The 12,465-nt window shown below is 57.8% G+C and carries 10 protein-coding genes, 1 tRNA gene and 3 pseudogenes; 12 read left to right on the top strand and 2 right to left on the bottom strand.

The genetic code is table 11. From position 1 onward, the window contains the following. Positions 1-326 (top strand): nitroreductase family protein (locus tag JCM13995_RS14970; RefSeq protein ID WP_500778518.1); only part of this gene is annotated, 326 nt, incomplete at its 5' end. On the opposite strand, the gene JCM13995_RS10445 is transcribed toward JCM13995_RS14970, so the two are convergent. Further along, positions 327-749: a MarR family winged helix-turn-helix transcriptional regulator gene (locus JCM13995_RS10445; protein ID WP_054665368.1), complete on the bottom strand. Its 423-nt coding sequence runs from the start codon at positions 747-749 to the stop codon at positions 327-329. 89 nt (positions 750-838) lie between these two features. On the opposite strand from JCM13995_RS10445, the pseudogene JCM13995_RS10440 reads away from it, so the two are divergent. From JCM13995_RS10440 to JCM13995_RS10430, 5 genes and pseudogenes are all read left to right on the top strand, one after another. After that, positions 839-1,482 (top strand): annotated as a pseudogene (locus tag JCM13995_RS10440) (HD domain-containing protein). Between the two features lie 87 nt (positions 1,483-1,569). Then, positions 1,570-1,642 (top strand) — tRNA-Thr (locus tag JCM13995_RS10435). Between the two features lie 91 nt (positions 1,643-1,733). Further along, the gene (locus JCM13995_RS13965; protein WP_082397818.1) at positions 1,734-2,165 is read left to right on the top strand and encodes a pentapeptide repeat-containing protein; all 432 of its coding nucleotides are present in this window, start codon (positions 1,734-1,736) and stop codon (positions 2,163-2,165) included. After that, positions 2,162-2,329, top strand: coding sequence for a pentapeptide repeat-containing protein (locus tag JCM13995_RS14635; RefSeq protein ID WP_156314444.1), 168 nt, complete (start codon positions 2,162-2,164; stop codon positions 2,327-2,329). Before JCM13995_RS13965 ends, JCM13995_RS14635 begins: the two co-directional genes overlap by 4 nt. Positions 2,330-2,348: 19 nt before the next feature. Then, positions 2,349-3,020, top strand: a complete 672-nt coding sequence (locus JCM13995_RS10430) for a CPBP family intramembrane glutamic endopeptidase (protein WP_054665362.1) — start codon at positions 2,349-2,351, stop codon at positions 3,018-3,020. Between the two features lie 112 nt (positions 3,021-3,132). Here JCM13995_RS10430 and helD read toward each other — a convergent pair. Continuing rightward, positions 3,133-5,435 (bottom strand): annotated as a pseudogene (helD, locus tag JCM13995_RS10425) (RNA polymerase recycling motor HelD). Positions 5,436-5,577: 142 nt separating this feature from the next. On the opposite strand from helD, the gene JCM13995_RS10420 reads away from it, so the two are divergent. From JCM13995_RS10420 to JCM13995_RS10395, 6 genes and pseudogenes are all read left to right on the top strand, one after another. Then, on the top strand, positions 5,578-7,110 hold the full coding sequence (locus tag JCM13995_RS10420; protein ID WP_054665359.1) for an ABC transporter permease/substrate-binding protein: 1,533 nt from the start codon (positions 5,578-5,580) through the stop codon (positions 7,108-7,110). Beyond that, positions 7,110-8,051, top strand: a complete 942-nt coding sequence (locus JCM13995_RS10415) for an ABC transporter ATP-binding protein (protein ID WP_054665356.1) — start codon at positions 7,110-7,112, stop codon at positions 8,049-8,051. The genes JCM13995_RS10420 and JCM13995_RS10415 overlap by 1 nt, the downstream gene beginning before the upstream one ends. 13 nt (positions 8,052-8,064) lie before the next feature. After that, a pseudogene (locus JCM13995_RS10410) lies at positions 8,065-9,385 on the top strand (dihydrolipoyl dehydrogenase family protein). A gap of 545 nt (positions 9,386-9,930) precedes the next feature. Next, positions 9,931-10,947 (top strand): tryptophan--tRNA ligase, encoded by a 1,017-nt coding sequence (gene trpS / locus JCM13995_RS10405; RefSeq protein WP_054665353.1) that lies wholly within the window; start codon positions 9,931-9,933, stop codon positions 10,945-10,947. A gap of 93 nt (positions 10,948-11,040) precedes the next feature. After that, positions 11,041-11,628, top strand: coding sequence for a LemA family protein (locus tag JCM13995_RS10400; protein ID WP_054665349.1), 588 nt, complete (start codon positions 11,041-11,043; stop codon positions 11,626-11,628). 10 nt (positions 11,629-11,638) lie between these two features. Then, on the top strand, positions 11,639-12,465 hold an 827-nt coding region (locus JCM13995_RS10395), incomplete at its 3' end, for a TPM domain-containing protein (protein ID WP_054665346.1).

Below are 12,465 nucleotides of genomic sequence, written 5' to 3'. Positions count from 1 at the left end.
ACGACCCGCGGCAGATGATCGCCTTGCTGAACCTGCCGCGCTTCACGTTTCCGGTGCTGGGCCTGATGGTGGGCGTGCCGGCGGAAGCGCCGCAGCACAAGCCGCGCCTGCCGCATGCGGCAGTGGTGGGCGAAAATACCTACCCGGCGGCGCAGGACCTTCAGGATTATGATACCACCCTGAACAATTATTACCGGACGCGCCAGTGGAACGCGCGCGAGGAGACGTTTACCGATAGCCTTTTGGGGTACACAAAAACCGACCTCCATCATCGCCTGGAGATCGGTCAGATCTTGCGCGAGCAGGGCTTTCACCTGCCGCAGTGATCAGTCGTCGGCGCCGACCAGGACCTCATTGGCCTGGTCGAGCAAATCGATCAGCTTGTTGAATTTCTTCTTGCCGAGGCCATCGCGCAGCGCGTTCATCGGCTTGAAGTAATCGTCGCTCATCTCGAGGACCGCCTGCTTGCCCGCCTCGGTGAGGCTTAAGGTGAAGCTGCGGTTGTCGTCGGGATCGATGGTTTTGGCGAGTAGCTGGTCGTCAATCAGGGGTCCCATCATTTTCGTGATCGCCGCCTTGGACAAGCCCATCGCCTCGGCGAGTTCAGTCGGCGTCGGCGGCACCGGTTCCGCGGCAACCCAAAAAAGCAGGTTTTGCTGGGCAACAGGGCGGCCCTCGGCGCCGTCACTGGGCGTCAGGCGGCTAAACTGATTCAGGGTCTGATTGATTTGTAAGTGGCGCAATTTCACAGTACCACGTCCTTTCGCGGCGGGCTTCCGGTCACTAACTTAAGCATACCGAGATGAAGGCGTGAAACGCAAAGGAAAAGGAGCGGCAAATGACCCAGGAAGAACAACTGATGGCGTACGCGGAAAAAGTGTTGGGTCAAGACGCCAGTGGTCACAACATGGATCACATCCGCCGGGTAGTCGCAACGACCAAGACGCTGTTGGCGCGCACGCCGGTTGCCGACGCGACGATTGCAGTGGCCGCGGCGACTTTGCACGATACTTACGACGATAAGCTGGTGACTGATGTGGCCGCGGCCAAGGCGCAGACGGTTGCCGCAATGACACACGCCGGCTTGACGGCTGCCCAGCAAAGCGCCGTGATCGCCATCATTGACCACATGAGTTTTAAGGCGAGCCTGGCCGGCAAGCAGCCGCTGAGCCTGGAGGGCCAGTTGGTCCAAGACGCGGACCGCTTGGATGCCATTGGCGCCATCGGCATCGCGCGAGCATGATGTACGGCGGCGCGCATGGCAGTCGGCTTTACGATCCGGCCCTGGCCCCACGCCATCAGCTGGACGCATCAAGTTATCGCCAAGGCGAAAGCACCATCATCAATCATTTCCACGAAAAGCTGCTGCACTTGGCGGCCCAAATGAACACGCCGGCTGCGCGGAAACTGGCCGCACACCGCCAGCAGGTGATGCAAGACTTTCTGGAAGAATTTGCGGCAGAGTGGCGTGGTGAAAAATGAACCTTTTTTTTAGGCGTGGAGGGTTGCAAGGAGACCGGGTTGTATAGTATATTGTTTAGGCAGTTGTTTTTAGGTAAACAACCCCATGCCGTTTTAGCTCAGCAGGTAGAGCGCGTCCATGGTAAGGACGAGGTCACCGGTTCAAATCCGGTAAACGGCTGCGGTGGCCCGACAGAGATGTCGGGCCTTTTTTTCGCCTTTTTGAAAAGTATGCTAGGATTGAAACCATAATTGACGAGGCGGTGGCAGTGATGATTGAGCGGCAGATCCTGAGCCTAGACGAGGTGCAAGAAGACCAGACGTACAGCGGCTGCACGATCACGGTGTCCAATCAGGACATCCAGGTGTCCGGCGTGACGTTTCTGAACTGCACCTTCGCGCAGACCGATTTTCGGGGCGGGGAATGGCTTGACTGTACGATTCGGGGCAGTCGGTTCCTCACCGCCGACTTCACCGGCAGCGTGATGTACCGCTGCCGCTTTGAAGGCTGCCAGCTGATGGGCGCCGATTTCACCCGCAGCACTTGGCAGGACGTGACGGTGGCAGGTTGTCAGGCCACGTACCTGATTCTCGCCGAGGCCAAGCTGAAAAACGCTCGGTTCGAGGACACAAAACTGACCGAAAGTAGTTTTCAGGCTGCCAGCATCGTTAAGCCCGGCTGGTGGTTGCCGGCGGGGAGATGACAGGGGCGGACTTCAGTGACACTAAGTTGGCGCAGGTCAACTTGGCCAAGGCCCGCTTTGACCGGCTGATTTTCACCCCGGCGCTGCTGTCGGGCTTGAAGATCAACCAGTGGCAGGCGGCAGTGATTGCCGGCAGCCTCGGCGTCGACATTGTTGACGCGTGACCGGACAAGGAGGCACTTCATGATCAAAACCACACTGAAACGGCTGGGCATTGTGCTGCTTTTGTTTATCGGCTACAGCTATGCCGAGTACATGGTCCTAGTCCCCACGCTGCGCTCGCACGGCCGGGCAGGGACGCTTGAAGTGGCCGGTTTGTTCACCGTGGTCTTCGGGATCTTGCTCCTCCTGCTGTGGGGGACCTACCAGTGGTTTTTGAGTAAGGAAAAGGCAGACCACTGGCACCGGCAGCCGTTGACCCTGAAAACGGCCGGCTTCACCGCGTTGATGGTGATCCTGATGTACGCGGTCCAGCTGGCCGGCGGGTTATTGCAGATGCGCGGCGCGACCGGCGAACCGGCCAATCAAAGCAGCTTGATGGCGATCATGCAGCAGGCGCCGCTGGCCATGACGCTGATTGCCTGCGTGGGCGGGCCAGCGGTTGAGGAGCTCTTGTTCCGCGGCCTGCTGATGCACAGCTTCCCGCACCAGGAAAAAATCGGTTGGCGCGTGGTGGCGGTTATCCTCTCCTCGATGATTTTTGGTCTCGCGCACACTTCTTTCACGGATCCGCTCAACTGGGCCATTTACAGTGCCCTGGGCGCGGTGTTTGGACTGACCTATGCCACCACTGGTGATATCCGGTACTCAATGTTTCTCCATTTTGTAAATAACTTGGCCGCACTAATACTGTGATAAGTGCCACTCAGGTGATTGAATTAAGGTAAAGCGCTGAGCCGGTGACGACAAAGCTCAGCGACAGAGCAAAACAAGGCGATGACTGAAAAGGTCATCGCCTTGTTTTGGGTTAGTGTGCTGCGTGTGAAGCAGTCGACTGATTTGCTGTTGTGATGGTGTTGTACAAGTTCTGCGGGAGTGCCTCAATCAGCGGGCTCGGCCGGTCCAGCGCGATGAGGATCAGGGTGTGCAAGGCGCGGGAGGCCAGCGTGTAAAGCACGTCGGCGTCGCTTGGTTGGTCGTAAGTGCCGGCGGAGATGTCAAAGCCGACCACCGCGTCGAACTCCAGGCCCTTGGCCAGGTAAACCGGCAGGATCACGCAACCGGCGTGCAGCTGGTGATCGTGTTCGGTCAGCAGCGAGACCGCCACGTCAAGCTGCAGCGTGGTGAAGAGCTGGGCGGCCTGGGCTGCGTCGCGCATCAGCACTGCCACGGTTTTATTGGTCTCCAGCAGCTGGTTGAGGGTGCGGATCAGGCCGGTCCGGTACGTATTCCTGGGTACAATCACCAGCTGGGGCTTGGCGCCGTCGCGGGTGAAGGCCTGAATGTGTTCATTGACCGGCAGCAGCGCTTGGCAAAGTTGGTGATCGGCAGGGTCGAGCGGTAGCTGCGGTTCAGGTTGATCAGGCGCACCGAGCTGGTGGCAAACACGGCCGAGATCTCGTGGATGAAATCGCTGGGCTGGTAGTCGCTGGTGAAGACATCCTGGCGGGCGTCGCCGAGCAGCGTGAGCTTGGCCTTGGGAAAGGCGAAGTGCAGGTAGCGCAGTTGGGCCATCGAGTAATCTTGCATCTCATCGACGAAGACGTACTGAATCGCGTGATTTTGGCCGGAGCCCGCGACCAGGTCGCGTAGGTACAGCACCGGTGCGGCATCGGCGAGGCGCAGAATGTGTGCCTCCAGGTCGCTCTGGTAGGCGTGACTCATCTCCGCCCAGACCTTAGGCGCGACCGGCGGCTGGCACTGGGCGAGAAACTGAGCGTAATCCTGGTATGGGTCGAGGAAGTAATCGTTGTAAATCGCATCGTAAACCGGCGAGAAGGCGTCCTTGACCAGCTGGGTGGCGATGTAGCGCTGCTCATCCTCGCCGTTTTCGAAGCGCGCATCACCTAAAATGTCGCGGGCTTCGTCCGACGAGAGGCTGCCTAGGCGCTCCTGGACCCAGTCGTCATAAATGGCCAGCTTGATGCGCGTCTTCAGCCGGCGGATCAGGGCGTTTTTGGTGTCCAGAAACTTGTTGGCCGCGGTGGCCTGCCTCGGCTGGCTGGCAAAAATCTTCGTGATGGTTTTGGCCGAAAAGAAGACCTCGCCGTTCAGCGTAATGTCGATGAAATAGGGGATGCGACCCGGCGTGTTGGCGTAGGCTTTTAGTTCGTCCAGGTAGCCGGCGCGCTCCTTGTAGCGGCGAATCGCCTTGGCGGCTTCCGGCAGGCTGGCGTGGTCGCGCTCGTAGCGTTCAAACAAGGTCTCCACATGCAAACCGGAGAAACGCTTGGCCAAAAATTCGGCGAGTGTGGCCTGGCGCATGTTCTTTTCCCCCAGCGACGGGAGCACTTCAGAGATGTAGTTGGCAAACAACTGGTTGGGCGAGAACATCACCATTTGGTCGGCGTCCAGGTCCTTTTGACTGTGGTACAGCAGGTAGGCCACGCGCTGCAGCACCGCGGAGGTTTTCCCGGAGCCCGCCACACCTTGCACGACCAGCAGGTCATGCTTGGTGTCGCGGATGATGTCGTTTTGCTCCTGCTGGATGGTGGCGACGATGTTCTTCATATACACGTCGCTTTGTGCGCCCAGCACAGATTGCAGGATCTCGTCGCCGACGGTTTCGTCAGTGTCGAACATGTTGGTGATTTGACCGTTTTCAATGGTGAACTGGCGCTTGTTGACCAGTTCCACGGTTTCCGGGCCGAACGGGGTGGTGTAAGTGACCTTGCCGAGCGTGCCGTTGTAGTAGATCGAGGCGATCGGTGCGCGCCAGTCGTAAACGAGAAATTCATCGTCCTGGTCGATAAAGGTGCCTAGGCCGATGTACAGCGTGTCGGGCTCGCCGTCCTGGATGATGTCGATGCGGCCAAAATAGGGGTTGTCCTGAAGCAGGCCCAGGCGCCGCGCCTCTTTTTCCAGAATCTGCTCGTTTTCGACGGCCCGGGCGACCATGGTCTTCTGCTGCTGAACGGCGGCGTTGGTTTCCATGCGGTCGTCAATTTCGGTGATGTTGACGCGGGTGGCATCCCCATAAGCGCGCTCGATGCGGTTGGTTTCGCGGTGGGCCCGGTCCAACTGCTGGTGGACAATGGTCAGACGTTCTTTGAGCTTGGCCCGCACGAAATCGACGCGTGCCTGTTCTTCTTCCTTGGTTTGATTCAACATGGCCGGCCCTCCTCACTTAAAAATAGTGCAATCAGTGTAGGCCTTTTAACAGCCGTTGTAAAGCAAACCGTACAGACGTTTGCTGGGAAAAAGGTCAAAGTGTTATATTTGTCCTATCAGTTAACCAGATACGGAGGACGTTATGCAGGCACTGTGGGAGACTTTCTTGAACCAACGTGAGACGTTACTGACCAAACTGGTGGAACACCTCCAGTTGTCACTGGTCGCACTGCTTTTGGCGCTGCTGATCGCGATTCCGCTTGGTATTTGGGCTCAAAATCATGACCGGTTTGCCGGCTTTTTGCTGCAGGTGACGGGTATTTTGCAGACGATCCCCAGCCTGGCCCTGTTGGGGCTTTTGATTCCGATTGTGGGGATCGGCACTACGCCATCGATCATCGCGCTGGTGGTTTATGCGCTGCTGCCCATTTTTCAAAACACTTACACCGGGCTGCACGAAATTGATCCGGCGTACAAAGAAGCCGAAGAAGCCTTTGGCATGAGCAAGCCGCAGCGCCTGGTCAAGGTCGAGCTGCCGCTGGCGATGCCGGTGATCCTTGGCGGGGTCCGTACGGCGGCCGTCTTGATCATCGGCACGGCGACGCTGGCTGCTTTAGTGGGCGGCGGCGGGCTCGGCGACATCATCATGCGCGGGATCAACCTGAATGATCCGACCCTGACGCTGCTTGGCGCGCTCGCGTCAGCACTGCTGGCAATCCTGTTTTCCTGGTTCATTTCGATGATTTCGAAGTGGCGCTGGCAGGTTTCCGTGACTGTCATCGGCGCCTTGGTTTTGGGCTTCGGCGGGTACGCGACCTATCAGGCGGTGGCGCCAAAGCCGGAGACCATCACGGTGGCCGGCAAGCTGGGCTCGGAGCCAGAGATTTTGATCAACATGTACAAGGACCTGATCGAGCAGGCTGACGCGAACGTCAAGGTTGAACTGAAGCCGAACTTTGGCCAAACCAGCTTTCTTTATAGCGCATTGAAAAGCGACAAGATCGACATTTATCCCGAATTCACGGGAACGGTGGTCAGCAGCCTGTTGAAGCCATCTGCCAAGCAAAGCGCGCAGATTGCGGCAGGGAGGGACCCTTACCCGATCGCCGAATCGCTGTTGAGTAAGCAGGGGCTGCGGCTTGGCAAACCAATGGCCTACAACAATACTTATGCGGTCGTCGTCAAAAAGGCTTGGGCCCAGCAAAACGGGATCACTAAAATTTCTGATCTGACCAAGTTGAGCAAACCGCTGAAGGCCGGGTTTGACGTCGAGTTCAACGCGCGCGATGACGGCTACAAGGGCATCCAGAGTAAATACGGGGTCAACTTCACCGTGAACACCCTGGATTCATCGATGCGTTACCAGGCACTCAACCGCGGTCAGGTGCAGGTGACCGATGGGTACTCAACCGACTCGCAGATCCGCCAGTATCACTTGCTTGCGCTGCAGGATGACCGCCAGCTGTTCCCGGTTTATCAAGGGGCTCCGCTGATGCGGACCCAGTTTGCGAAGACGCACCCCAAGCTCACCGCCGCTTTGAACAAGCTGGGCGGTAAGATCTCAGAGGCGGACATGCAGGAAATGAATTACGAAGTCAACGTGCAGGGCAAGTCGGCAAGCGCAGTCGCCAAGGCCTACCTGATTAAGCACGGTTTGCTGAAGGAGGCGCGCTGATGAGCAAAGACGTCTTACGCTTTGAACACGTGGTCAAGCAGTTTGAAGGGACTACGGCGGTCAAAGACCTGAACCTGACGATTGGCGATGGTGAGCTGTTTGTGCTGGTTGGTGCTTCTGGTTCCGGCAAGACCACCACGCTGAAAATGATCAATCGGTTGATCGAGCCGACCGACGGCAACATTTACTTCAATGACAAGCGGCTCATCGACACGAATCTTCGCGACTTGAGGTGGAACATCGGCTACGTCCTTCAGCAGATCGCGCTGTTCCCCAACATGACCGTGGCCCAGAACATTGCGCTGATCCCGCAGATGAAGCACTGGCAAAAGGACCGGATCCGGCAAACGGTTGACGAGATGCTGGCGGCGGTGGACCTAGACCCCAAGCAGTATCGCGACCGAATGCCAGCGGAACTATCTGGTGGTGAGCAGCAGCGGGTGGGGATTTGCCGCGCGCTGGCCACCAAACCGCCGATGGTCCTGATGGACGAGCCGTTTTCTGCGCTGGACCCAATTTCACGCACCAGTCTTCAGGACATGGTGCTGCGGTTGCACAAACGAATGAAAGCCACCTTTGTGTTTGTGACTCATGATATGAACGAGGCGATGAAACTTGGCGATCGCATCGCGGTCATGCGCGACGGTGTGCTGCAGCAGGTGGCGACGCCGGAAGAAATCGCGTCTAATCCCGCCAGCGATTTTGTTTCAGACTTCTTCGCCAGCGCTGCGCCGGAGGTCTTGGACACTCCGCTGATCGAGCTGCGGCGGTTTGCTGAGGCTACGACGGCGGCCGGGGAGGCGCAGGAAGGCGATGCTTTGCGAACAATTTTAACCCCCTTGGGCAAGGGTAAATCCGTGACAGTGGCGTGCCAGAAAGGTAACTTTAAAGTGAATGCAACGCAGGTGATGGCCTTTTTGGCGGACATCGCCAAGAATTAAAGGGGGAGAGCGCATGCAGCAGTATGATGTGATCGTAATCGGCGGCGGACCGGGGGGCCTGGCGGCGGCGTATCCGCTGGCGCAGGCCGGCAAGAAGGTGCTGGTCGTCGAGCGCGATTTGTGGGGCGGGACCTGTCCGAACTATGGCTGTGATCCCAAGAAAATGTTGTACAGTGCGGTCCAGGCCAAAAGCTATGCCGCGCGCATGACCTCTGCTGGGCTGAACGGAATTCCCGACATTAATTGGCCCAAGCTGATGGCGTTTAAGCGCGCGTACACGCGCACCGTACCAAACGGGACGCGCAGCGGGGTGACCGGGGCCGGCATGATTGCCGTTGACGGCGAGGCACGCTTCATTGACGAGCGGACGATCGCGGTTGGCCAAGATCAGTACGAGGGCCAGGATATCATTATCGCCACTGGCGTTCAGCCGGTCCTGCCCAACATTCGGGGCCAAGAGCTGATCAAAACCAGCCGGGATTTTCTCGACATGGACCAGCTGCCGCAGCGCGTGGCTTCATCGGGGCCGGGTACGTCAGCATGGAGCTGGCCAACATCGCGGCCGAAGCTGGCGCAGAGGTACATGTCATCATGCACGGCGACCGGGCGCTGCGGGCGTTTCCCGAAGACGCCGTGACGGCCCTGCAAAAGGCGATGAAGAACGCGCACATTCACTTTCACGAAAACATTGAACTGACCAGCGTGGAGCAGGTGACCCACGGGCTGCGCCTTGCCGCCAAGGGTTTCACCTTGGATGTCCAACAAGTCTTTGCGGCGATGGGGCGGCGGCCTGATGATCAGCTGCACCTTAACCGAGCACACATCAAAACCAACGCGCACGGCATCGTGGTGAACGAATTCCTCCAAACCAGCGCACCGCACGTCTACGCGATCGGCGACGTGGTGGACAAAAAGGCACCAAAGCTGACGCCGGTGGCGGGGTTTGAAGGCCGGTATGTGGCCGAGCACTTACTGGGCGCCAAGGCTCCATTCGCTATCCGGCGATCCCGACAACCGTTTATGGCACCTTGGAGATTTCAAAGGTGGGACTTTCTCCCGCTGAGGTCGCTGGGGATGCGCGATACATCGTCAAGACTGAAAATACGACCCACTGGTACACCTACAACCGCACTCAGGAATCTTTTGCGTCAGTCACCGTGGTCGAGGAAAGGGCGACTAAGCTGATCGTCGGGGCGATTGTGGTGTCTAGCAGCGCTGAGTCCCTGGTGAATCTGCTGACGCTGGCCATCAACACCAAAACGCCGGCGGATCAGGTACTGAAGATGATTTTTGCCTACCCAAGCGAGGCCAGCGACCTGGACTACCTGGTGTAGTGGCAGTTTGATTTTGGCCTCGCCCGTGCTATGATTAATGTATATTCGCGTCAGTGCGGGTGATGAGTAGCTGAAGGCAACGCGTGCAGGAAGTCGGCAATACTGGAAAACCGACCGCATTCTTCAGTGAATTGGCTCACCCAAGGCGTTCGGTGTGGTGCGCCTTAAGCCATTTGAGAGTACCGGTTCAAACAAACTGGTGAAGTTAGGTGGTACCGCGCAAAGCCGTCCTATGTGAAAGCATGGGATGGCTTTTTTTTTAAAGGTGCGGAAGGCTCGCGCACCTAGGGGGACAGATAGCCTAGCCAGAGGCATTGCCGCTGGTCTTTGGCGGCGAGGCCTCTGGCGTAGCTAGCTGCTCCCCCGTTGCGAGCCTGTAGCCCGATTATAGTGATAAGGTGCGGAGAGCCGGCGGTCTTAGCAGGATGGATAGCCTAGCTCAGTGTATTGAAGCCGTACTTTGGCTTCGAGGCGCCGAGCGTCGCTACCCACTCCTGCGTTCTCAGCTCGCAGCCTGATTACCCAATTATAGGAGGATATTAACTATGGCAAAAAAAGTAATTTTAACTGGCGATCGCCCCACCGGTCGGTTGCACATTGGGCACTACATCGGCTCACTGAAGAACCGGGTGGAGCTGCAAAATTCCGGCGACTACGACACGTTTATCATGATCGCTGACACGCAGGCGTTGACGGATAATGCCCGCGACCCGGAGAAAATTCGTCATTCACTGATGGAGGTTGCGCTGGATTACCTGGCCGTCGGCATCGACCCGGCCAAGTCGACTATTTTGATTCAAAGCGGAGTCCCGGCGTTGACCGAGCTTACGATGTACTACCTGGACCTCGTCACTGTGTCGCGCTTGGACCGCAACCCTACGGTGAAGACCGAAATCAAGCAGAAGGAATTCGGCGCGTCCGTTCCCGCTGGCTTCTTCATCTACCCGGTCAGCCAGGCTGCCGACATTACGGCGTTCAAGGCCGACACGGTCCCAGTGGGCGACGATCAGGAGCCGATGCTGGAACAGGCCCGCGAAATTGTCCGCACGTTCAACCGGACGTACAACAAGGACGTGCTGGTCGAACCGGAAGGGTACTTCCCAGCCAAGGGCCTTGGCCGCCTGCCAGGGATTGACGGCAACGCTAAAATGAGCAAGTCCCTAAACAACGGGATTTACCTTGCCGACGATGCCGATACCGTGCAAAAGAAAATCATGTCCATGTACACCGATCCCGACCACATTCACGTGCAGGACCCGGGCAAGGTCGAGGGCAACGTGGTGTTCACCTACCTGGATATTTTTGATCCGGATAAGAAGCAGGTCGCGGCCCTCAAGGAGCAGTACCAACACGGCGGCTTGGGCGACGTGAAGCTCAAGCGTTATCTCAACGACGTGATGGAACAGATCCTGGAGCCGATCCGTACGCGCCGCGCCCAGTACGCTGAAGACATGGGTCAAGTCCAGCAGATGCTGATCGACGGCACTAAGCACGCAAACGAAGTCGCTAACCAGACGCTGGATGAGGTCCGCGACGCCATTGGTTTTAATTACTTCAAATAAATTGTCTCATTCTTAGGCTGATGCTGCCTAGTCGAAACATGTTAAACTAGGCGTATCAACCGTTTTTTATTAGGTAAAGCGAAGGAGACCGCAATGCAAAAAAAGAAGCTCAGTCCGCTGGCCATCACGTGGATCGTGATCGCGGCGGTCGCAGTCATCGTTGGCATTTACAGTATCAGCACCTACAATTCCCTGCAGAAGCAGAATCAGGCAGTCGAGGCGCAGTGGAGTCAGGTCGAAAACGTCATGCAGCGGCGTGCAGACCTCGTGCCCAACCTGGTCAGTGCCGTCAAGGGCTCGATGAAGCACGAGGATAAGATTTTCGGCACCATTGCCAAAGCGCGTGAGAATTACAACAAGGCAGACACGACTACGGCCAAGGCCAAGGCCGACGACCAGTTGAACAGCAGCGTTGGTACCCTGGTTTCGGTCATTCAGGAACAGTACCCGACCCTGGCCTCGAATGAAAACGTGCAGACCCTGATGACGCAGCTGGAAGGCTCGGAAAACCGCATCTCAGTCGAGCGCAAGCGGTACATCGAAGATGTGCGCGATTACAACCAAAGCGTGGTGACGTTCCCGAAGAACCTGTTTGCGTCAATGATGGGGCTCGGGCAAAAGCCGACTTTCAAGGCCAACCCTGGGGCTGATCAAGTGCCAAAGGTCAACCTCGGCGATTAGGAGGGCACTCATGAAGAAGCGCTGGCTTAGCGTTTTATTGCTGCTGCCGCTGGCGTTTTTGTTTCTGCGGGCCACGCCGGTCCAGGCCGTTAGTTATCCGGCCAAGCCCACAGGTGATTCCTATTACGCCGACGAGCTGGATCTGCTGGAGCCGCAGACGCAAACGCTGATCAACGACAAGAACCGCTCGTGGGAGCAGACCAAGCAAAAACCGGCAGTCGCCGTCGCTGTGATCAAGTCCTCCGGCGGCGAGGACCTCGGCGAGTATGCGCCCGATCTGTTTAGTAAGTGGGGCGTGGGCCAGAAAAACAGCGACAACGGGGTCCTGCTGGTGTACGCCGATAACCACGGCGCGCAGAACCTGTTTATTGAAGTGGGCTACGGCCTGGAGGGTGATCTGCCCGACGCGATGGCCGGCCGCATCCTGCAGGACAATAAGGCGCTGATTAAGTCCAAGAACGACGCGCAGGTCAACAAGGGCCTGCGCAACGTCTTCAACGCGGTCGCGACGGTGATCGACAAGAAGTATAAGTTCAAAACCGATGGCAACACGGTCTCGGACAGTCAAATGGCGCAGTATCAGCAGCGGCAAGACAGGGACGAGAACAGTGGTGGTGGTATCCTGGCCACGGTCATCACAGTGTTTATCGTCGTGGCCATCATTGCGCTGTTCTTCAGCGGCGGCAACAATCACCGCGGCGGCCGGGGCGGCGGCTCCGGGTTCTGGCTGTGGTGGCTGTTGAGTGATTTGCTATCTAGCTCCGGTCGTAACGATCGCTGGGGCGGTGGTAGTGGCTTCGGCGGCGGAGGCGGATTTGGTGGCGGCTCCGGCGGTGG

The sequence above is a fragment of the Lacticaseibacillus camelliae DSM 22697 = JCM 13995 genome (assembly GCF_001311195.1).
In the GTDB taxonomy this organism is placed as follows: Bacteria; Bacillota; Bacilli; order Lactobacillales; family Lactobacillaceae; genus Lacticaseibacillus; species Lacticaseibacillus camelliae.
The sequence above is the reverse complement of the archived record's forward strand: the minus strand, read 5'-3'. Positions and strand labels throughout refer to the sequence as shown.

Bases quoted from the DNA above. Each gene is read 5' to 3' on its own strand.
- JCM13995_RS10420 (WP_054665359.1), top strand. From the start codon at position 5,578: ATGCAGGCACTGTGGGAGACTTTCTTGAACCAACGTGAGACGTTACTG.
- JCM13995_RS10400 (WP_054665349.1), top strand. From the start codon at position 11,041: ATGCAAAAAAAGAAGCTCAGTCCGCTGGCCATCACGTGGATCGTGATC.
- JCM13995_RS10430 (WP_054665362.1), top strand. From the start codon at position 2,349: ATGATCAAAACCACACTGAAACGGCTGGGCATTGTGCTGCTTTTGTTT.
- trpS (WP_054665353.1), top strand. From the start codon at position 9,931: ATGGCAAAAAAAGTAATTTTAACTGGCGATCGCCCCACCGGTCGGTTG.
- JCM13995_RS14635 (WP_156314444.1), top strand. From the start codon at position 2,162: ATGACAGGGGCGGACTTCAGTGACACTAAGTTGGCGCAGGTCAACTTG.
- JCM13995_RS10415 (WP_054665356.1), top strand. From the start codon at position 7,110: ATGAGCAAAGACGTCTTACGCTTTGAACACGTGGTCAAGCAGTTTGAA.
- JCM13995_RS13965 (WP_082397818.1), top strand. From the start codon at position 1,734: ATGATTGAGCGGCAGATCCTGAGCCTAGACGAGGTGCAAGAAGACCAG.